This window comes from Rhizorhabdus argentea, assembly GCF_037861105.1.
GTDB lineage: Bacteria > Pseudomonadota > Alphaproteobacteria > Sphingomonadales > Sphingomonadaceae > Rhizorhabdus > Rhizorhabdus argentea.
Genome location: NZ_JBANFK010000036.1, coordinates 1 through 21,875, shown reverse-complemented (window position 1 = coordinate 21,875; position 21,875 = coordinate 1). Strand labels below are relative to the sequence as shown.

The following is a 21,875-nucleotide window of genomic DNA, read 5'->3' as shown; positions in this document are numbered from 1 at the left end:
CATGGCCGAACTCGGAAAAGCAGGCCCCCGAAACCAGACCGACATAACCCGTGCCGATGATCGCTAAACGCATGTTCTATCCTTGTTGAGGTCCACAGCTTTCGAGGAGCGAGTAAGCTGTTTCACCGTAATGCTATGATAATTGCAATGGCTTGGCGCAGCGAGACAGTATAGGCTGCGCCAATACGCCAGCCGTCATAAGATCTGAGTATCAGGCGCGGAGCAACGCGCTCGGCGAACACTCTACTTTTCTACTGCAAAAACTGACAATCGACGCCTCCGTCCGCCTTCTGTCGGGCCGGCCACATCGGGCTGTACATCCCGTCCAAGCTAGAAGCTACCCTTGGCCAGAACAACGGCCGGAACGGTCATGACCAGGATCCGCAGGTCAAGGCCGAGACTCTTGTTGCGCGCATAGCTTACATCCAGTGCCACGCGACGGCGATAGTGAACATTATTGCGACCGCTGACTTGCCATAGGCCGGTAATCCCGGGCTTCACGCGGCTATATTCTGAAAAGTAACGGCCATAGCGTTCGACTTCGCCTTGAACGATCGGGCGAGGGCCGACGAGGCTCATCTCGCCACGCAGCACATTCACGAACTGAGGCAGCTCGTCGAGGCTGGTCTTGCGAAGAAAATTGCCGATCGACGTAATACGGGGGTCACAGCGCAGCTTGAAATCTCGATCCCATTCCTCACGTGCCGCGGCATCGGTCGCCAGCAGATGGGCGAGCCGTTGCTCCGCATCGACGACCATCGAACGGAACTTAAAGCAAGGAAAGGTACCACCATTGAGGCCCAGGCGACGGTGGGCAAAGAAAATGGGCCCCGGATTGGTCAGATAGACCATTGACGCTACGATGAGCATCAACGGCGCGAGGAAGATCAGCAGGCCCAACGACACTACTATATCAAGCAAGCGGATCATGATGGCGTCGAATCGGGCAGTGGGCTGAGCCCTGCTCCTGTCACCAATCAAGCTGCTCCCGTCGCCGGCCAAAAAGCCAGTTCTCTCAACAGCATCGGCGTCCAGTTCAGCTAGCAAAGTAAGCCCCCTACAGAATTGCTGCACTGCGGAATGTGCAGTGGCGTACCATGGCTCATCGCCGGGATCAACGATCCGATTAGAGAAAAATATCTAACCGAGAATGACTCTTGGTTAAATGTACAGGATATCGCGCCGCTTCAGTTGGTATAGCCGCGTATTGTGGTGTCTTCCTGATGCATCCGCTGGATCCGAATTGGATGCTGTTATATCTTGAAACCCTTAATATTTTGTGCGGCGCGTCGTTGATTGGGACATAGCCTCATGAGGCCTGACCCAGTTCGACCATGACGGGAAAGTTGCCAGCGAGCTTGCGCTGTCGAGTTACGTCGTAGGCAAATATATGAATCTATTGAATAAACACTCGATGAGATCGGCTTCTCTCTCGACGCTGCGCAGAAGTGCGATCCGTTCCTGCGGTTGGTCTTTGAAAGCGAGTTACATGGCCATCGTTGATGACAATCCGACGCCCCAGTGCCGGTGGCGCGGAACCGCAGTGCATGGTCGGTTATCGAAGAAAGTCCGTTTCGGACTCAATTCTCATCTATATAGCAGCCTGTGCGGGCCGATGACATGTTGCTGCCTCGTTTTAAGCATTGGGAGAGGACGTTTGCGCAAAGCAGCGATTCGGCTGCTGTGGTATGGCTGCCGGGTTCCCGCCTTGGCTTTCGGCCCGCAGACCCGTCGCTCTATTCGCAAGAAGATCAGCACGATCTTGCCCCGCTTGTCCGCTCAATATCGTCAGCGAGAAACAGGAAATCTCGCTCGATCTCTGGGCCGACATCCGCCGTCCAGCGGCTTGCAAGGGTAGGCATCCGCTGACCGCCGCGCTCCTGTAGCACTAGATCGTAGGCGATCGATATCTCGTCAGCGCTTGCGCATGGAATCGGTCCGGCTAGCAGCCATTTCCACGAAGAGTTCTCACCACAAGATAGAAGTACAGCAATTGCACACTCCGACGAACGTGATCCCCAAAAACACTAGGACGGGTAGCACCAAGTGTTCATCGCCGGGCCTGGGCTTTGCGGTGAACGCCAGCACAACATAAAAGCCGAGTACGCATATCGCCAATGCTGGGATGAAAGCCAGTGCTACGTGACGCGGCGCATCCCAAGTGACTTGCCCGTTAAACCACCACTGCATGGGGAGACGTTTTTCGCTGGAAAACCGCGCGTTGGCGCAAAACCCGAGCCAACAAAGCAGCAAACTGAACGCAAGGACTATAGTCAGCACGACCATTGCTTGGCCTCCGCAGAGCAGACTTACCCGTGCGCTGTCGCTTCAGCAATGAAATCGAAGCGGCACCGTCTTCCGCTTGGGTATCTACCTTCAAAAGCCCAACCTCGGCGAAGGCCGGCGGCTTCACCTGGGTCAGTTCTCCCGACCCTCAGTCGCTCTTCTTCATTCCACCTTCGCGCCCAGCGCATGCCGATCCTGAGAGAAGGGTGGTGGTAAGCGTCGGAGGACACTTATCATTCAATGGAGGAGATCAAGGGAGCCCTCGCGTTTTCTGCTCCGCCTGCGCGTGTAATCTCCTATGCGAGCTGTGCTTTGGGCGCTCTTGTCCTGTCCGGAATTGACCATCCGAGAGCAGTGACGAACATCATCGTAAGCGGCATCGCCAGTCCGGTATTAAGCGCCAGGTTTTCGGTCAGACCGATCAGTATGTAAGCCCACATGAAGGAGGCTGCAGTAAGCGGCACAAGCGCGTCGTCTTCGCGCAGCGCTCTGGATGTCATGCGAACCGCCGCGCCCACTAACAATACGACATAAAAAAACAGCCCAGCCACGCCCATCTCCGCAAGCACCGCTAGGTAAGCCTCATGTGCTGAGGTGGCGGCCGTTATGAACTGCTCATGCCTTCTATATCCAATCCCTAGGAACGGGTGCTCCTCAAATAAGCTCCAAGCCTCCGCCCACGCATATGTCCGTCCGGTGGCACCTGACGACATGCCGCGACTGGGATCTGAAATCGCCAGCAAATGATCAGCTGCCCAAGCCAGTGCGACGGGGCTCACTATCAACACGGGTATGAGGATTGCGACCAGCCGCCCGCGCTGCTTGGCTGGAGTGCGGTTGAGCGTTACTGCCGCTACCACGATTGCCGCCAGACTTACAGCCAGCATGCCACCTCGGGCCGAGCACAGTACGAGAGCCGCGCAAGCGAGCCCGATCACCCCAAAACGGAGCATTGGCTTGCGCAGCGCGAACGCCAAGCTGAATGTCATGATTGCGACCATGCCCCAATAGGTTGGTCCTGCGCGCGATGCCAGTCTGCCCCAGCTATATTCGCCGAGAGCTATTGCGATCACAAGAGATGCCCCGCATCCGATTGCAAGTGAGGCCATAAATGCTTCCGCGCCTATCGTACGTCCATGTCGCGACCCAATGAAGAGCGCGGAGGACGTGAACGTGAGCGCCAAGACCGCAATGTAAACCATCGACCTGGAATCGATGTTTGCAATGATACTGAGCATCGCAATGATTACCAGCGCTCCCGCCAGCAAAGGAAAGATGCCGAGATTCCTGAAGTCAATCGGCTCGAACATCGCCAAAATAATGGAAGGAATCAGAAGTACTATATTGGCGACCAGATGGATGGCAGTTACCAAGGGCGGGATAACGTGGCTCGACGCCTCCGAATTTATGTTCACAGCCACGAATGGCGGGCGCAGAAAATCTGACATTATCAACCCAGTGATAATCAAGCCTAGTGATATGCCGCATAGCTTTGTGCGGAATATCGAACGGGTTTCAATGGCATCGGCAAGCTCATCTGGAGCATTACTCGAAGCGGAGATATCCAACTTACCCATTTCCAAAGCTACCGCTCATCCCTCGCCTCGCTGCGCCGGTATGTCCAGACGAAGTTGATGGGCCAATAGAGAATTTTTCCGGCTCACTAGCTGACTGCCAAGCCTGATCATAGGCCGCTCCACAGCATGATGGAGCAACTCAGCTATGACAATCGTGGCTGGTATAAGCGCAGCGGCCAACATACATGCCGAAATAGTGAGGTTGGCGCCGAATTCATCCTGCAGCATGAACAAAATGATCTGCAGCAGCGGCCAGTGCACGACGTAAACCCCATAGGAACGCGCTCCTATGAGCCGGGCTATGCGCGAACCGAACATGGCCGCCCAGCTTCGAGCCATGATGCCCGTGCCCTTCCCGTTGTTCTGGTTGTTGGAGACCAGGAACGCAAAGAAGGCAACCCATAAGCCAAACGCGGTCAAAGCTGGGATCGATGCGGCGGCCAGGCCAGCCAGCGCTACTGGCGTGGGTGAGCGGATCACCCGACCCAACCAGCCAAAACGCAGTCGAGATACGATTCCTGTCAAAAATAGAAGCGAGGCTGATGGGAAGCTACTCATCAGCCGATAGCTTCCGAGGATGCCAGTCTGATGTGCAAGATAGGCGCCCACGATGGCCATCAGCGTCACAGCCCACCAGCGCCGGCTTGCCAAGCCGCCGATCAATAAGGGCGCTATGAGGTAGAACTGCCATTCGAGACTCAGGCTCCAGGCCGGCCCGATCAGTGCCGCGGAAGAATATGGCAATATGCTGTCTGGAACCGCACCCTGTAGCAAAACCATGTGGAGAAAAGCATGGAGCGGAAAATATGCTTGCTGGCTGGCATAAGTAGCGATGAGCGTTTTCCCGTAGGTGAACGCAGGATCATGCGCCCAAGGCACGTGTCCGACAGCTTGTGCAGCAAGGCCGGTTGCAAAGATACCTGTGACAGCTCCGATAAGGTAGAGGGGGAATAAACGGAAGGCTCGTCTGGAAAGATATCGCACATAGGGCTCTTTACGGGACAGCAGCAGATGAGTGACTACAAAGCCACTGAGGATAATAAACATCTCGACAGCGAGATGTGCCAAGCCAGCAGCTGACCCGAGCACCCTATAATGACCATTCAGACCCGTATATTGAATGATATGCCAGAATACCACGGTCCAAGACAGCCAGCCACGCAGCCCTTCGATCTCCTCGAATCGCCGAGCTCCTAGCCCGTCAGCGTTGTCCGTCATTTGTCGTTCCCGTAAAGCTATGCGCTGGCTTAAGTCATCTGAGCCTTACCGGACGGCGGTGAGCTCCAGCTGGCGATTAGGCGCTTGCCAAGTCGAATGCCAGGCAGCTCGACGTGCGAGTAGGTCCACGCTGCCACTGGCAACGCCGTTAAAACGGTGAGAATCGCCAAAAATACGCTTGCGAAGCCCCCTCCCACCATCGTGATGAGCGACGGCGCGAGCAGGAGGATGGCCTTGGCGTAGAGGCACATGATCGTGAAATGCATGATATACAAGCTGTAGGAGATGTCTCCGAGCCATACGAATGCGCGGCTGCACAGCGTGGTGGACGTGACGCCACACCGGCCGAAGACGAAGATTATGAAGGCAGCCAGGACCGCCTCCCACTGCGCAAGCCAGAAGTCGTAGAGCTCAGTGATCACCAGAGTTCGAGTGAACAGCATGAACAGCGCCGCCACGGTCATCAGCAACTTGAGGGGAACGATCCTTCCAAGTGCCATCACCGGCCCGGCCGGCAATGCCGTCAGAGCCGCGCCAAGCAGAAAATCGACTAGGTAGACATCAATATGATAATAGAGGTGTCCACCGTTGAGCGCGACGCCCATCGCGAAACAAGCTGCCAACAGAAGCGCGAATGCGCCTTTCGATCGTAGCAGCAACCACACCGCAAATGGCAGGAGCGCCGATGCGAACAGCTCCACAAAAATCGTCCAGACCGGAGGGCTGAGATAAGCCAGCATACCCGCGAAGGACGCGGTAATATGGACCGGCGTATATCGGTCTGCCTGAAAGCGGCCTTGGAACCATTCGGCAGCGAGTGGATCTGGAAAGCGATAATGCACGAAGGATACGTAAACGAGTGCGAATCCACTCATGAACCACAATGCGGGATAGATGCGAAACAGCCGCTTTATGTAATAATTGCGTACCGCGTTCGAATCGAGCGATTGATGACTAAGCGAGCGGGTTAAGACAAAGCCGCTAAGGATAAAGAAAATAGTCACGGCGGCTTGTGAATTCACAAGAGACCAGACCGGCAAGTACCACTCTGGTGGCTCATAGTAGGACAGAGGGTGTGCAAAGGCCACCAGCAAGGCCGCAAGGCCGCGGATCGACTGCAGCTCGTTGATATGTCGGGTCGACCCACTCGGAGCAGGATTTCGAGCGGCGCTAGTTGACGCGGAAGAGGCCAGTATTTCGCTCATTCGAAGACCGTTCCGGGTTTGAGCGCATAAGCGCGAACACGATTGATAGTCATCTTGGCGGGAAACGCTGTTGTGCCATCCGGTGCGCCCGGCCACTCGCCGCCAACCGCCAAATTTAGCAGCATATAGGCAGGCTCGTGAAAATCTATGTTCGCCCTACGGCGCACCTCGTGAGAATCGATGTACCAAATTATCAACTGAGAGGTAACGAGCACTCCGTAATCGTGCGCAATGTCGATGCGATCGACCGGGATGCGTTCGCCATCCTGAGTTCTCTTGCCACCGACATCATGGTGTACCGTGGCGTAAATCTCGCCATTTCGCCCGACATTTTCGAAGACATCGACTTCCTGTCCTGATTGCCGCTGGTTTGGATCCGAAGGAGGCCGAAATATAGGGAGCAGCCAAAACGCCGGCCACAGTCCCGTTCCAACCGGCATAGTCACGCGCGCTTCGAAATAACCATAGAGCTGCTGGAAGGATTTTTCGGTGGTGATCAGCGCGGACAGATACGGCATACCATGCGTGCGGGGGTCGGCGCGATAAGGGTTTTGCTGGGCGACAAGTTGAAGCGCGCCAGGCTTCCACTCGATCGACCCAGTTCCAGCAGTTGGATCGCCATAATATTGCAGTTCAGCATTGGCGCGTAGCGTCCTCGTCGTCCATGCATACAATGACCACGGATCCTGGCTTCCGAACGCGAAATTGGTTTTCCATCGACCCTGCGGGTTGCGCGCTGCATCATAGAAAGTGGGTGTTCGAGAAAAATCTTCAGCGAACCGCAACTCCAGCTTTGTCCGGTCTAGCGGCGCTCCCATGCGGGCATTGCCGCACGCGGCAGGCATGATTGCCAGCCATAGAGCTAGCCAGCGGACCATTCTCATCCTTCCACCCGAATGCTGCTCGCGCGTTTTTCGATGTAGCCTCGTCGCCGTCTCCGCGACGATGGTACCACACCGCCTCGCAACGCGGCCGCCCACCGGTCGGCGAATTTGGCAGGTGCGTGTGCACTGGCGAGATATTCCGTGCCTAACGCGATGGCTTGGCTCAGGATAGTACGGTGGCTTTCTGGGTCGCGCAAAAGTGCGACAAGCACCGCTTCGTCATCGATTTTGAGCGGATAATCGTCAAGAGCCAGGGATTCGAAAGTTGCCGCGTTCCCAATTACCGGCACGCCATGCGCGAAAGCCTCCAACACCTTCGTCTTGATTCCGCCACGGAGGAAGGACGGCGAAACCAGCACGCTGCGTCCGTCATAGATCTCTGCCATATCCTCGGCATAGCCCGGGGTGGAGACACGCGGCGGCAAGCTGAGCTCCCGGGTCTGACGGCCGAAAATGACGAGTTCATGCTCAATCGTGTTTGAGCGCCACAGCGCTATCAAGTAATCGATCGTCAGCCGATTCTGCGTCAATGCGTCGCTGCCGATAAAAATGAACCGCAGCCGGCCGGGCTTCAAAAGCATCTGCAGTGAAGTTTGCGCGACTCTAGGCAAGATCGTCTCGCGACGTGCGCCGCCCGTTCCGCCAAGCATGCTCATATCCTCGGCCGAGAGCAGGACGACCAGGTCGGCTAGATGGGTGACCGCTGCTTCAACTGCGGGCAATGTGTACGCTTCGTAGCGCACGATCACACGGCTCAGGAACCCGATAAGGCGGGTAGCAAGTCGCGGTAGGTCCATCGTCAGGTGCCCGGGCGACAGCGGTAGTTTCGCCTGGAGCAGTAACTGCAGGCGCCGCGACATTAGATCGTCTAGATCGACGATTAGCCGGAGGTCCGGGAACCGGCTGCGGAGCTCACGCAAAACCGAAAAGGTCCGCACACCATCCAAATAGATGGTCTGGACATCTGGCCCAACCGCCGCAATAGCGCGCGCGATTTCGTCGTCTCCGGCATATAGCGAACATTGCAAGGGCAAAAGCGGTCCTTGGAATACGCTCTTTGCCCAAGCGGCGAAGGCACCGACCTTAGCGGACAAGCGTCGGTCGACAATCGCCGGAATCATGACATGTTCGCGCACGGTTGCGACTTCGCGAAATACTTCGCGGACCGCATTCGCGATATGCAGACGGCCAGCCATCGGCTGATTGTCGATAGGGCGCGTCCAAATCATCATGACGACCGGCCGATCCTCTGACGGAGTCATCGCCGTTCTCTCATGATCAGTTGTCGTACAGGTACGAAGAACTGCCCGATATATCCGTCCAGGGCATTGTAACGAGTGACGTGGCGGAAAAGTCGCTCGCGGCGTGGAGCGTCCATTGCCCCGAAATCACCGGCCGCGCCTAAAGAAAAAAAACCTTCGTCCGCGGGCGCGGACAAGTTTGCCTCAAGGGGCGTGAATTCAAGCGGGAAGGTCAAAATCGGCTGGCGACACGGGCGTGCCGATAACAACAGGCCATCGCCAATCTGATCTGCAGGTCGATTACCCCAAAGATCGACCGCGAATATTCGATCCTCCAAAGCGTCACTGAGCCGCCGAGCCGCTTCAGGCGCGATTTCCAGCCGTGCGTCGTATATTGCCAAGCTCTTGCTTACGCGTCCCACGCGCCATTCGCGCGGAGCGACGGGAAACAACCTTTGCTGAGCCGAGTCACCAAGCCCGTCATGGGCCAAGCTGGTGCGCGGAGCTAAGAGATAGCAATCCGCACGGGTCAGATATGCAGACAGGTCGCCGCCATTCCGCGCCATGCCGTACACAGCCCGTTCGGCCTGGATAGGCGTGAACATAATCGCGCTCGGCTGGAGGAGCTGCAGCAAAATTGTGTCGTACCCGTCTTCGATCGGTACGAATGGGACACGTGTTGAGGGACGCAAGCGTGGCAACCCGAGCGATATGCCAGCAATACGTGTGTCGCTCGCCGACGCCGCTAGCGCCGCCTTCATAAACCCCGCAGCCAGAGGCGATACCTGCGCTCCAGGCCATCTGAGCAGCACTGGGTGCCTCGCATGTACCGCGACGGTGAGCGCTGCAGCCAGTCCGTCAGGACCGATTGTTTCTGCGTTTATTTCCATCGGCGCAAAGTCAGCCACGGGCTCGCCTTCCGGCCCGGCGTCTGGCTTTACGAATCATCATTTCAGTCTGGACCGGTTTTAGGAGCTGAAACATCACGTTGTTAAGAACGCGTCCGGCCTGCGTCGCGCAGATCAACTGCACTTTTCGCTTCAGAGTCATGGGACCGAATTGCCGGCGAAGCCCGAGCGTAAAGAATCTCCCCCTCATTTGCTGCAAAATGGATCCGACTGGGGGCGCTCCTGCCATCAACCCAAAGCTCAGTCCCGCCTTCGCCGGTCGTGACGACAGCAAATATGGTCGGCTCAGGGCCTCCGCGGGCTTGGTCCCAAAAAGGTCCACGTCAAAATCAACGCTCTCCAGCAATGGGCATAGCACACGTAACACAGCTGGATCGGGCTCGTAGAACACGTCGTAACGTGCCAGCGAGGCGTCCAGGCTGGGCATTCGCCATGTGCGGGGACGCTGATCGAGCGGCGTCTGATAAATGCTGACATCGCGTTTGGTATTGGTGCCGGCACGCGCCGTGTTAGTGGCGAGTGAGGGACGGGGAAACACGAAGGTCCGCCCCGTGGCCGTCAGATATTTTATATAGAATCGTTTCCAGCTATTCTCACGCCAGGCCTCGAGTTGGCGCGGCACTCTGTCCGAAACGCTGATAGGCTCGTTGCTGTGTTCACCGTACCAGGTACGAAACAGTCGCCACTGCGCAGCAGTCCAACTCTGGCCCCATGAAGCGGCAACTTGCAAAAAATAGACATCGCTGCCGTCATCGATCGGTTCGAAGTCCATGTTGTTGAACTCATTCAACCGGTAGCTGTAGAGCCCGAAGCCGCCTACCCTTTCGTCCGTGCCGTAGCGGGCGATCGCCTGCAACACGTAATCATAATGATGGCGAGCGGCTACAACATCATCTTCGAACAGAATGATCCCACCAAATGTTTGACTCAGGTCGCCACAGCTGAGGATATGTTCGCGCAGGCCCAGCTGCTTTGGATGGCGTACTATGTGTTTTGGGCCATGTGGCCAATCGAACGCGTCTGCAATTTCCCCAGGGCGCGCGTCGCCTGAGAAATCAAGACTGATGATGAGCGGCACGTTCTTGGGATAGGTTCCCGCCGCCAGCGAGCGCAGGAGGCGCAATAGTGCAGCCGGTCGGTTGTAACCGACAGCAACGACGGCCGGTCCTGGACTCGCTGCTGAGCCAACCTCTAACATCTGCGAAGGCCGTCGATTGTTAGCACGCCGAGCTCACCCTTAACGATACAACTATGGGGCCTTGAGCGCGTCGCCTTGCCACATGCTCGCTAGCCGCGAGCCTGACAAGAATCAGGCGATTGTTGCTCCGATGGTTTCCCCCGCTCGCACAATACCGCATGTTCCACGCCATCGAAAAGCATAATTTAGATTTATGGCGAGAACCCGTGCGAGCTGGTTTCGCTGCGGCGGGTTCCCCTTCGAATGCCGTTGGTTCCACCGTCAGGCGGGTTCAGAGGGCGGCGAGCGGACCGAAACCGCAGGTTCCCAGGTCGTGTATGACCTCCGCGAAAAAAGTCCAAGGATCAGCCCATGCGCGACGCCGGTCAAAGAAAGGCAGCTCGTGTACACTAACGAGAGGCCAGCTATATCTCGCCTCCCACCAATCACTATCAACAGAGTGCACATCACCACGGCTATTATGGCAGGCGGTCCGAAAGACAGTGCAAGAGCAACTGAAAACATTGCTGCAGCGCCGACGAGAAAGAAAGGAATAAGCCATTTCATGATCCGATGCGATATATACGCATAAACCGTCAGCGCCGGCAATTTCTTGATCATAGGCCAAAGGCAGCGATGTACGTTTATAGCCTGAGACGCAATGCGGACCTTGCGATTGTATTCCTCTTGGGGCTGTACCGCACTGCGTTCATACACCACAGCGTCCGCTACGCGGACAATCGAAGCACCGGTTGCGAGCACATTGAGTGTAACAAATAGGTCATCGATAAGATTGTCCGGCGCGCGCTGGTAGAGTGCGCGGCGCATCATAAAGCTCGCACCGTCCACGCCGATAACGCCGACCGTGTCACTCTCGATCCGCTTTACTGCTTCCTCGATGGTCCAGTAGACCGAACCGGCCAGGCTCGTTGCCGATTCACCGGGATTGGAATATTGCAGGCTCGCTGTCGTGCAGCCCACTGCTGGATCCTGGAACGGCTGCGCGAGCTGCTCTACGAGCATCTCGTCTGCTACGACATTGGCGTCAGCGAACATCACGAGCAAGCTTGAAGAACGTCCGAGCAAGGTATTCATGCCATGCGTTTTACCCCTCCGCTCGTCGGACACGAAAAGGTCAATCTCACTGGCGAAAGGCTGAATGAGCTCGACGGTGCGGTCGGTGCAGCCATCGGTATAGATGTGCACTGTTGCCGGACCGTAGCGTCGCGCGGCCGCAATCAATGTTCGGACCTTCTCAACGATGACCGCTTCTTCGTTGAATGCTGAGAGGCAGATGGCCACCTCAGGGCGCGTTGCCCATTCCTCCTGATTGAGCACTTGGCGCGGAGCGAAAAGAATCAGCGAAAGCGGGTATGTTACGAATGGATGAAACGCGCAGATCAGGAGCAATGCACCCAAGCCTACCAAGGCATACAACCCCGGCGCCATCTAAAAATAACCCAAATCTGCTCTGGGCGGACTTGCGACTATCAAGAGTGGAAATAGCAAGGCGCAGAAATCAAACGATTTCTTAGCCCGGCAACCGGCGTCATCGGCCCGCAGGGAGTCGATGTTGCACCAATCATACGCCTGAGCCCTAAATCGCACACTCGCCTCCCCCCAGGAACGGCCGCACCAAACTCTACCCTGCTTGACAAGCTTACATAATTGTATCGCTAAAAGGTTAAAAGCGATGGCTGGGGAATGATCCGGCCAAGCCGCTGTGAAATCGATACCGCGTCCCCGCGCGATCTCGACATTCGATTCTGGATATGCTCCACGCGAAAATTGCAAACTTCCTTCCCCCAAAGGAACAAACGCACGAACTTCTAACCTACTCAGTCGGTTTTTCATAGATGCATCCAGAGGAGGGCACAAGTGCTGGGTTAGATACGGCAGCTTGCGGCGACCGGTTTCACAGGAGAGCAGATATGGTAAAATTCTCGCCGGCATCCCTGTGGGGGCCGACCGCGTCCCGCACTGGTGCCTCAGTGTCGGCCAGTGTGCCGGCTATATTGCCGCCGGTTATTTTGCTTGGCGCGTTTGTAGCGCTCGGAGCCAATGATTTTTTATTAGGCACCGCGGCCAGCCTGGCCTCCTTTGTAACGGCCGCGCTCATGCTGGCGCTACAGCCCCCGGGAAGAGAATTTTGGCAGCGCCTGACACCCGTTGCGGCGCCTTTTGCCCTGGCGTTGATCTGGGCGAGCATACCTGCTGTTGTTCCCGCAAGTGAGGCTCATCGCGATTGGGTCGCCCCAGGCGCTTTCATTCCCAGCGTCGTCACGTCGGCAGGGATGCTTGTGTGGCTACTCGTTGGTGCGCTGATGGGTGCGAAAGCGCGCCTCGGCAAGCGCTCACTGGACGTATTTCTGATACTGGCCGCGCTTTGGATCATCGGCTCGATGGTGGCTTACCGAATCAATCCGGGGTACGTCTGGGCTATTCGGCAGGGTTTGCCGCGCCCTCGCTTTTCAGCGACTTTCCTTAACCCGAACGCGGCCGGCTGCGCTACGGCAATGATCTGCGTGCTCGCGGCTGGTCGTTTTGTGCTGGCCGCACATCGAGTCGTACGGAGGTTTGGGAAGGAGCAGCAGCGCGAACTGGTGTCGATGGCAATCAGCTGGGTCGTTACAATATTAGCGTTTTTTGCCACGGTCATGACCGGATCGAGGTTGGCGGCTTTGCTCGCCGCGACCGGTCTATTGTTGATCGTGCTGCAGGCGCGCCGCCTCACGCAAGTCTCCCGCGCATATTATCTGATGTTCGGAGCTGCGTTGCTGCTGCCACTTGTCGGTGGAGCAGCCGTGGGCGGTTTGCGTCTAGCATACAAGATGGCAGCCCTCTCTGACGATCTTGAACTGCGTTTGGAAGATCTTCGGTTTTTTTGGAGGATGTCAGTGGAGGCTCCGTGGTTCGGCCATGGTCTGGGGGCGTTCCGGACCCAGAATATGGCGATGCTCGGGCCCGCCGATGTGCTGCACCGGTGGAATTTTGGGGCGGCGCACAACGTGCTTCTTCACGCCGCGATCGAGGGTGGCTGGCCGTTTGCTCTGCTCGAGGTCGCCGGCATCGTAGCGGCAGCGGTGCTTATCGCGCGCGCCAGGGCCTCGGTGCCCTTTGATTCGTCGATGTACTCGCTGATCCTGGCAATCTTGATCGCGCTCATTTGTGGCCTGAGCGATGTCGCGCTCAATGTGCCGGCACTGGTGGGATTCACAGCATGGCTCGGGGGCCTCGCACTGGGCCGCAGTAACCGACTTCGGCGATAGCGGAGCGCGGCCGCTACGTCGGCGCGGAAAGCCTATGTGTCCGATTGGGCTAGTATTTGGTCGGCGGGCTTACGCCCACCACCGCGCCGATGGGATCTTGCCGGATCCAAGCCTACGTCATGTATTATTAGCCGGTCGTCGTGTCCACGTCCCAAAGGGCTGCCGTCTGACTCGGCCCCTAGGCCCCATCGTTCGCCGCCTTCGTTGAAGGGGCATCCCAGGGACATGTCGGACACGGAAGGCGCGACACGACGCTTGAATATGGCGGCGTTCCCTTAAGCGCTGATTTCACCGCGTCGCGACCATCCTTGCCGATACTCGCTAGCCAGACGGCCTCAGCGCCAACGGACTGGCGCACGTCCGGCGCCAATGCGTGCCAGTTGCGGCTGGCATACCAGATCCGCCACAGGCCCGCATCGTGTGAATAAGGCAACAAGCGATAGCTCACCCCGACTGCAGACAGCGCGCGCGCGCGGTCCTCGGTGCGTTGCCCTGCGCTCGCGAGCAGCGCCGCCGCGATTCGCGCCTCGCCTGATCGCGGCACGATGCGGATAAGTGCCGTAACCGCACGCTCGCCTTTTGCGGCATCGGCAGCTGCCGTCAGAGCGGTATCGCTATGGATCAATCCGGCCAGCGCGGATACGCAAGCCATCAGAATACGCTCGTCGCGCGCTGCATCGCACCCCACTAGCTTGTGCCGCGCGCTCGCCTGCTCGTACGGCATGAGGCCGATCAACGACGAACGGGCCAGCCGTGCAAGCTCGCGTACCTTCAACTCGTGTCCGACGGCAAAGGCCGCCAGGCAGGCGGCCAGAACCAGAGCAATGCATACGCCAAACGTGGTCCGACCTAACTGATCGGCCCACTGCCCCAAGCCCGAACGCCGCGAGAGAGGATATTGGGCGCGTTTACCCATCCTGATATTGGCGATATTTCTCGTAATAGTATGTTGGATCCTTGCTCGACGTACGGCGAGCGTTAGTCGTCGACATCGACAGAACCGACCCTGTCATCTTACTGCCGTCTTGACGGGTGAAGTCTATCGCTAATCGAGCTGCACGATCAGGGGTGCGGTCCGAATGCGCCACGAAGATAGCCCCGTCGGCGAGGGAAGCGATTATGCGCGAGTCGGCTACCGCGAGAAGAGGGGCAGTATCGAGTATGACAAAGTCATATCGTTCGCGCATTTCGGTCAGCAATTTCGTCATCGCCTCGCTGCTGAACAGATCAACGGGCGTGAATGAGTGACCATGCAGTGACAACACGTCCACCTCGGTCAGGCTGTCGCGTACGATTGCATCTGCACTCGCGATCTTATCCATCAGCACTTCGATAAGGCCAGTTGAGCTTTCGATTCCGAGAGCCTCGTGGACCCGTCCGCGTCGCAGATCACAATCGATTATGAGGACTCGATCGCCGCTAAGCGCCATCGTTCTCGCCAGAGAGATCGACACGGTAGACTTGCCCTCCGAGGGCAGGGCGGAAAGCACGGCTATCACCTTCGGCGGCTCCGCCGCGCTCAGGACAAGCGAATTGCGAATAGTACGGAAAGCCTCGACGTAGCTCGACATCGGCTTGAAGACTACGAAGTCCTCCGGCGTGAGCGTCCGCTCCTCATATTTCAACTGACTTGCGCTCAGGCGAGGGACGGAAGCCAGATAGGGTATCCCCGTGCATCTTTCGAGCTCGTCTCCCGAGCGGATATTTCTGCTTAGAAACTCGAGGAGCAACGTTAATGCAAAGCCGGTCAACAGGCCAAGCATCAGCCCCATGGCGCCAAACAATGCTCTGTTGGGTGAGAACGGTTTGGGTGATTCCGCAGCATGCTGCACCACCATCGCCGTTGGAAGCACGTCGCGCTGCTTCTCCGAGACCTGTTGTAGGGTTTTCCCGAGATCTTCATAGGAGCGTTGCTTGGTAGTCGCCCGACGCTCAAGACTGTCTGCGACCACCGCCGCACGGGTATTTGATGCCTGCTGACCCCGGATCTGGTCTAAGGATGCACGCAAGCTCGATGCGCGAGCCTGGGCAGCCTGCGCGCTGCTGGCCAGAGCAGAGACGATTCTTTTCGCTTCGTCTTTCAGGCCAGCATCGATATCCTGGACCTGCTTGTTCACGCGCTCATACTCGGGGTGGCGTGGACCGTAGCGCGCCTCAACTTGCGCGAGCTCGCGGCTTGCTTCGCTACGCTGGCGGCGCAGGTCGCCGATTACGGGTGAGTTGAGAACGCTCGATACCGCGGCAAGCTGGCCGCTCTGGATTTGGGCGCGCGCTGCCTGCAAGACCGCGTTGGCAGACGCTGCGTCACTCTCCGCGACAGCAAGCTGAGACGATATCGGACCTACTTGTGCGTCCGTGACTGTCCCTTGCGTAGACCCTTCGGCAATACCTGCCTGCGCCCGGTATTGAGCTATTTGATTCTCGGTAGCCGATATTTCACTCCCGAGTGCATCAAACCGCTGTTTGAGCCACTCAGCTTGGGACGCAGCGACACCCGTGCGATCCGCTACCGTGGACTCAACAAAGGTCTCCACGAGCGCATTGGTGATCGCAGCAGCCTTCCGGCTGCTCGATGAACGGAATGAAACCTCGACGATGTAAGAATCTGACTCATGCTTGACGTCGAGGCGTGCCAGAAAATTGTCAATGACGATGGATTCGGCGGTAGCGAGCGCGTTGTTCTGGGTTTCCGAGTCGCCCCGGAACTCAGGATCATTAGCGAGCTTGAGCTGTTGAATCACCTTTCTGGCGATGTCTCTCGACTGCAAGACTTGAACATCGGTCGCGATGCGCGCTTGGTCCGCCTGCGGGGACGTCGTCCTCAAATCGTCATCCGTTACCGCTTTCTCGGTAGGATCGATTTTGAGCACCGAAGTTGATTTGTACATCGGAGTCATCAGGTAGGTCGCGCCGAGAACCACGATCGTCACAAGCAGCACGGTGCCTACCAGCACCTTCCAGCGTCGCGCGACGACGTCGAATAGTTCCTTGACACCGAACTCGCCGGACGTCTCAGTCGGAGCCTGGCGGGGGGTGTAATGAGAATCCGCGGCGGCGGCTTGCGTAGTCATCAGTCGTCTCTTTCCAAAGGCAGTGATATCAGCGTCTGATCGTGATTGAGACGGATCCTAGCCATTCCTTGAACCCGTCACCGGCAAGCTGGCCACGGCTCCTGCGATCCAGGAATTTCAAATTCGCGCCCACACTCAGACCCTGCGAGATAGCATAGTCGCCGCCACCGCGCGCCACCAAGATGTCGTCTTTGCGCGCGATGCCCTTGAACACATTGTGCTGCCACTCGCCCTGGCCGTACAGAATTAGGTTACGGAGCAATTCATGATCAACTCGTACCGACCGTGTGTTCGAGAAGTAGCCGCCCGACCCGGTGGTAATGGACTCCTCGATCGAGCGCGATGCTGCCACCGAGACAGTGGTAATTCCCGAAAGAAAATATTCCAGTCGACCATCGTAGGCCAAGCCTGAGATCGGGCGATAGACAGTTCGCGCTTCAAGCCTGCGCCGTACATAGCCGACCCCGGCACGCACGCGGACTAGGTTGGTGAGATCGAAGGTCACCCCACCAAGGGCGGTCAAATCGTTCCCATCTCGGTTAGGCTGAGTCCCTAACGTCTTGAGGCGATGCGAAATGTCGGCATAGTTAGCCTCGACGAACACCGACGCATCGGACCCGACCGCATATTCGAACCGCCCCCCGCCGCGTATCACCGTCTCGTCACGGAAATCCTGGTCGATTGTCGGTCGATTCGATTGGTGTAAATCGTTGAAATCGAATTTGTTAACGTCGGTGACCAACGTAACTCGCACAGGTCCAAACTGCCGGTATCCCCGTAAAAGCCCCGCAGTTTGCATATAGGATACTGACCGCCGAGCACTCCCGGGTGCCGAACTCGAAGACTGTGCTTGATACGCCCGGCGGATCAGAGCGGTCCCGTCGACGGCCGAATCTCGGTCGATATCAAGTCGGCCATTCACACCTCCAAAATAGGAGGATTCATTTTTGAGTGACGTCTTGGCATAGCGGCGGAACGATCCGCCACCTGAAATCTGCAATGCATTGGTTGCCCAGTTGCTCGTCAGCTTCATCAAGGGCTCTATCGAGAGATAGGCGTCACCCTTTGGGTTGCGAGGCGAAGCGAAAACATTGCTAGATTGTGCCAGGCCAACAGTGATTGAGGGAAAGGCGGTGAAGCCACCTAAATGGATCCCAATAGGATCGCTTTCGGGGCGCGGGCGTTCGCTGACACTAACATTACGGCCGTGATCAGCGGTCAGTGGAATCGGGCTGCCGAGAAACGGCCCGAGATCACTCGCTTGCGCCAGCGCCGCCTGCGGCGCGGAATATACGAGCACACTGCACAGCGCACCAAGGCCCCTCACCGCGATTGTGCGCCAAGGCTTGTCCATTGAGCGGTCCCCCCACATCAAGCTATCCGTCAACGAGCATAGTCTGTACCGCCTGCAAAACCGAAGCCGGGAAGCGGCGGCACGCCGATATCATTCGCAAGGCCTTGGCGGGAACGCCGCTGCGGCTGCAATAGCGCAAGCTTTGAATAAAGCGCACGCATAGTCGTTTGAGCGCTTTTATCGAGCTTGGGAGAGTTGACCGCATAGCTAATGCCGGCCAAGACTTCGCTCGGGTCGAGACCACTTCGGTCCGCCACTGCAATGAAATCGGCTTCCGAAAGCGAGGACTGTCCGCTGGTGGTCGCGGCCTTGATCAACTGTTGCGCGAATTTCTCGATTTCTGCCTGGTGTAGACCTCGCGCAGAAGCAGTTTGTGGAACCAGAAGCCCCACGCTCAAGGCCAGGGTGATTACCGTCCTCAGCGACGAAAAGCCACGCATGATTACCCCCCGACCCAGAGTGCGACACTCGATGGAAAACTTGCCCCAACGTCTCCGGGATTATCACCGAGAGTTAAAAATAGCGTTCTGCTACCCGAATTGTATCGCCGGGATAAACCTGAAGCGTTGGAGTAATGAAGACCTTCTCTTCACGATCCGAACGTACCCGCTTTAGGTAAATAAACGCTTTATTGGCGCGATACGAGAATCCCTGCGCTGACGCGATCGCTTGCATCACGGTCATGCCTGAAGAGTAGGGATATTCACCCGCGCGATTGACCTCACCGAGGACATAGAATGGGCGGAAGCTCAAGACCTCGACGCTGACACTTGGGTTGCGGACAAGGCCCTGTCCCAAAAGTGCACGTAGCGCTTCGCTCAATTCCGAAGCAGACGCGCCTGCCGCCTTTACCGGACCGACAAGCGGAAATGCGATCATTCCGTTCACGCCAACGGCATAATCACCGCTCAGCGTCGGTTCGTTGAATACAGTGATATGCAATTTGTCAGACGGCGAGAGCGGATAGTCAGCCTCCGTGGCGCCGCTTGCATTTTGACCCGCTGAATTACCAACTGACGCCGTTTGAAGAGGATATGCCCCCTGGTAAGCACACCCGCCAAGCAGCATCAGGCACGCGATGAACCAAAATTTCACCAGAACCTCCGCAGATGACCCCCTGCTGCAACAACTGCTAAAACACATATTGCAGTGCAGCGCACAGTGCCGTGTGCCGTGAGTTTGAAAAGTCTGCAAGCGCTAAGTTGGCGATCGATGGTTAGCCGAGCATTTCGGTACAACGCGCACGACCAGTTAACCGTGGCGCTCGCACGGCCAACGGGCAAGTTCGCCCTGCAACGCATTGAAGATAAAGCCTTCTGCCTTAAGGCTGGAGATTGCCCGCCAGCACGTACTCGATATGCGCGTATATGAGGGTGCGGAGCACAATCTGCACGTTCGCCAACCGACAGATGGCGGAGCACCCTCCCTAGAGAATCATGAGCACTCGGAACTGGGGCCGGCTATGTGGTCAATTTCGGCGGTGAGGCATAGCGCGCGCATGCTCAGTGGCTGATCGATTCCCTTCCTCGGGGCCGCCGATAAACTCCTGTCGCACATTCCGGCGCAACTGCGCGGCGATCTCTGCTGGTCCGCGCAGGCCTGCCGCGCGGACATACGCTACCCTTGACCTATGGTCTTAGTAGCGAAGTGCAAGCGAAAGTCCTGACCCACTCTCGCGACGACTAAAGCCGTTATCCCGAAAAAATGGATTATGTGTCCGTGAGATAAGAGCCTTGGCCGCTGTGCGTTCTAGCTGAGGGCAAGGGGTCTGGCGCCATGTCCCCCAGAGACATTCATGGTTAATATTGCAAAAGCGGTTGTTTCTGGCCGTAAAAGTGCGCTAATAGGCGTCGGGGGCTTGCCGGGGCACGGCAATGGGGGACTCAGGGCGATGGGGGATTTGTAAATGATAAACATTGCAAGCTTATGTTTCGCCTTGCTTGTCTTTTTGCACCCCTATACTACATATCCGCTGTCGTTGTGGCTATTCCGGGCGCGCGACATTCGACGCGGCTCCGGGGGCGTGTCGCCTAGTCTGACGCTCATGTTTTCGGCCTATAACGAAGAGAAATCGTTGCCGGAGAAAATTTCCAATATACGAGCGATCAAGTCGCTCTATCCAGATATTCAGGTTATCGCCTATTGCGACCTATCCTCGGATCGCACTCTTGAGTTGCTTGAAGAGGCCAACGATGTGCTCGAGGTGGTCGCTGCCATGAAGCGGACCGGCAAGGCGACGGGCATGGCTAGAATGGCAGCGCAGGCTCGTGGCGATGTATGTGTTTTTACCGACGCGAATGTGATCCTCGATCCCCAGAGCATCCCTACGCTGCGCAGCTATTTCACCGATCCGAAGATCGGTGGCCTGGCAGGCTCGCTGCATTACACCAACGACGATGCGAGTGCCACAGCTCGAGTAGGCGGATTGTACTGGCGTCTGGACGAGAAGCTGAAGGCGTTGGAATCGCGCTGTGGATCGATCATGGGCGCGGACGGGTCGATCTTCGCGATACGCCGGGAGCTATATCCGCAGGTTCCTCCACATCTGTTGGATGATATGACTGTTTCGATGGCAGTGCCGCTCAGTGGCTTGCGATTGGTGTTCGCTCCAGATGTTATTGCCTATGAGAAGAACACGACGTTATCTGCGGACGAATTTCGTCGTAAGAGGCGAATCGCGTGTCGTGCGTTCAATACACATCTGCATCTCTGGCCAGCTATTAGGGAAGAGTTTGGCCCCGCTGATCTGTACAAATACCTGTCTCATAAGGTGGTTCGGTGGTTTGGGATTTTGCCACTTCTGGCAGTAGTAACCTGCGCGATGATATCGCTGCTGTTTGCCAAGCTCTACCTGGCTATAGCGGGACTCCTATCGGTGGCGGCCGCTGTCGCTGGGCTGGGATTTCTGGGTATTTCGCCATTCTCCGTGTTGCTGCAGATCCTTTTTGCGCTGATCGCGACGTTTTACGGAGTGCTTGATTCGTGGCGAGGCCAGACATATCAAACATGGACGCCAGCCCAGTCGCGCTCCTAGTGGGTCATTCAGGGTTCTTTGTTGCACGATGGCATGCTCCTCTTCTGCGATATGGCGGTTGTCACGCTGGATGGAATGAGCGCAGATCAATCGGTTAGTTCGGCACTTGTAAGGCGGGCTCCGCCTGTTTTGACGCTAGGTGATCCATAGACGTTTGAAACGGTCGTTGGATATAGGGGTGCTACTCCATTGCCGCCTTCGCGTATTGCGAGATCATCAAACCGTTGATGTCGTTCGGAAAATGTCTCGAGAGGCTCTTGGTCAGCTTATCAGACCGAAGCGCGCCTTCTACTACCTACTCGATATCCTGAAGCAGGACGCGAGCATGTTGATTGATTCGAGAAGTGTGGCATCTTGTGTCGGTTGAGATGCCACGGACCCCATAGATGGGCTTCGCTTGTTTACTCTTGTTGTCTCAGAACCAAATGATAGCATTTAGTGCCGAACTGGTGCCCGCTTTTCCCGAATTCAGACGCCCGGCTGCCAAATCGGACCGATCCACGGTTGCGTCTGGAATATAACCCGTCGACAGATTGGACGGCGTGACAAGATCCTTCGAGCACTCAACCTAATTATGGAGCCCGCATGAAGCCCGTCCGTAAGGCCATTTTCCCCGTCGCCGGATTCGGCACCCGTTTCCTTCCCGCTACC

17 protein-coding genes are annotated in these 21,875 nt (G+C 57.0%); 2 read left to right on the top strand and 15 right to left on the bottom strand.

All coding sequences use genetic code 11. The features are described from left to right. The 10 genes from AAC645_RS19525 to AAC645_RS19480 all read right to left on the bottom strand — a co-directional run. The coding region (locus AAC645_RS19525; protein WP_340318250.1) for a hypothetical protein at positions 1 to 73 on the bottom strand (73 nt) is incomplete at its 3' end. Positions 74 to 330: 257 nt separating this feature from the next. After that, complete coding sequence (locus AAC645_RS19520) at positions 331 to 1,047, bottom strand: sugar transferase (protein ID WP_340318248.1); 717 nt, start codon at positions 1,045 to 1,047, stop codon at positions 331 to 333. Positions 1,048 to 2,582: 1,535 nt separating this feature from the next. Then, entirely contained in the window at positions 2,583 to 3,863 is a 1,281-nt protein-coding gene (locus AAC645_RS19515) for an O-antigen ligase family protein (protein WP_340318249.1), read from the bottom strand. A 15-nt stretch (positions 3,864 to 3,878) separates the two neighbouring features. Beyond that, positions 3,879 to 5,081 (bottom strand): acyltransferase family protein, encoded by a 1,203-nt coding sequence (locus AAC645_RS19510; RefSeq protein ID WP_340318247.1) that lies wholly within the window; start codon positions 5,079 to 5,081, stop codon positions 3,879 to 3,881. A 29-nt stretch (positions 5,082 to 5,110) separates the two neighbouring features. Next, positions 5,111 to 6,286 (bottom strand): acyltransferase family protein, encoded by a 1,176-nt coding sequence (locus AAC645_RS19505; RefSeq protein ID WP_340318246.1) that lies wholly within the window; start codon positions 6,284 to 6,286, stop codon positions 5,111 to 5,113. Then, a complete protein-coding gene (locus AAC645_RS19500) occupies positions 6,283 to 7,164 on the bottom strand; it encodes a glycoside hydrolase family 16 protein (RefSeq protein WP_340318245.1) in 882 nt (293 codons plus the stop codon). The genes AAC645_RS19505 and AAC645_RS19500 overlap by 4 nt, the downstream gene beginning before the upstream one ends. A gap of 2 nt (positions 7,165 to 7,166) precedes the next feature. After that, positions 7,167 to 8,402 carry a glycosyltransferase gene (locus AAC645_RS19495; RefSeq protein ID WP_340318244.1) on the bottom strand — a complete coding sequence of 412 codons (1,236 nt, stop codon included), beginning with the start codon at positions 8,400 to 8,402 and terminating at the stop codon, positions 7,167 to 7,169. A 26-nt stretch (positions 8,403 to 8,428) separates the two neighbouring features. Next, positions 8,429 to 9,319 (bottom strand): hypothetical protein, encoded by an 891-nt coding sequence (locus tag AAC645_RS19490; RefSeq protein ID WP_340318243.1) that lies wholly within the window; start codon positions 9,317 to 9,319, stop codon positions 8,429 to 8,431. After that, on the bottom strand, positions 9,312 to 10,442 hold the full coding sequence (locus AAC645_RS19485; RefSeq protein ID WP_340318242.1) for a hypothetical protein: 1,131 nt from the start codon (positions 10,440 to 10,442) through the stop codon (positions 9,312 to 9,314). The genes AAC645_RS19490 and AAC645_RS19485 overlap by 8 nt, the downstream gene beginning before the upstream one ends. 336 nt (positions 10,443 to 10,778) lie before the next feature. Then, positions 10,779 to 11,945, bottom strand: a complete 1,167-nt coding sequence (locus AAC645_RS19480; protein WP_340318241.1) for a glycosyltransferase — start codon at positions 11,943 to 11,945, stop codon at positions 10,779 to 10,781. A 482-nt stretch (positions 11,946 to 12,427) separates the two neighbouring features. Between AAC645_RS19480 and AAC645_RS19475 the strand changes: the two genes are divergently transcribed. After that, entirely contained in the window at positions 12,428 to 13,765 is a 1,338-nt protein-coding gene (locus AAC645_RS19475) for an O-antigen ligase family protein (protein ID WP_340318240.1), read from the top strand. Positions 13,766 to 13,943: 178 nt separating this feature from the next. Here the strand turns inward: AAC645_RS19475 and AAC645_RS19470 are convergent, their stop codons facing one another. The 5 genes from AAC645_RS19470 to AAC645_RS19450 all read right to left on the bottom strand — a co-directional run bounded on the left by AAC645_RS19470 (position 13,944) and on the right by AAC645_RS19450 (position 19,285). Further along, the gene (locus tag AAC645_RS19470) at positions 13,944 to 14,639 is read right to left on the bottom strand and encodes a hypothetical protein (protein ID WP_340318239.1); all 696 of its coding nucleotides are present in this window, start codon (positions 14,637 to 14,639) and stop codon (positions 13,944 to 13,946) included. Between the two features lie 34 nt (positions 14,640 to 14,673). After that, a complete protein-coding gene (locus tag AAC645_RS19465; RefSeq protein WP_340318238.1) occupies positions 14,674 to 16,836 on the bottom strand; it encodes a GumC family protein in 2,163 nt (720 codons plus the stop codon). A gap of 28 nt (positions 16,837 to 16,864) precedes the next feature. Further along, positions 16,865 to 18,190 carry an outer membrane beta-barrel protein gene (locus AAC645_RS19460; protein WP_340318237.1) on the bottom strand — a complete coding sequence of 442 codons (1,326 nt, stop codon included), beginning with the start codon at positions 18,188 to 18,190 and terminating at the stop codon, positions 16,865 to 16,867. Positions 18,191 to 18,219: 29 nt separating this feature from the next. Next, positions 18,220 to 18,630 carry a hypothetical protein gene (locus tag AAC645_RS19455; protein WP_340318236.1) on the bottom strand — a complete coding sequence of 137 codons (411 nt, stop codon included), beginning with the start codon at positions 18,628 to 18,630 and terminating at the stop codon, positions 18,220 to 18,222. Positions 18,631 to 18,703: 73 nt separating this feature from the next. Then, a complete protein-coding gene (locus AAC645_RS19450) occupies positions 18,704 to 19,285 on the bottom strand; it encodes a polysaccharide biosynthesis/export family protein (RefSeq protein WP_340318235.1) in 582 nt (193 codons plus the stop codon). An 811-nt stretch (positions 19,286 to 20,096) separates the two neighbouring features. On the opposite strand from AAC645_RS19450, the gene AAC645_RS19445 reads away from it, so the two are divergent. Further along, on the top strand, positions 20,097 to 21,224 hold the full coding sequence (locus AAC645_RS19445; protein ID WP_340318234.1) for a glycosyltransferase: 1,128 nt from the start codon (positions 20,097 to 20,099) through the stop codon (positions 21,222 to 21,224). Positions 21,225 to 21,875: the final 651 nt, after the last annotated feature.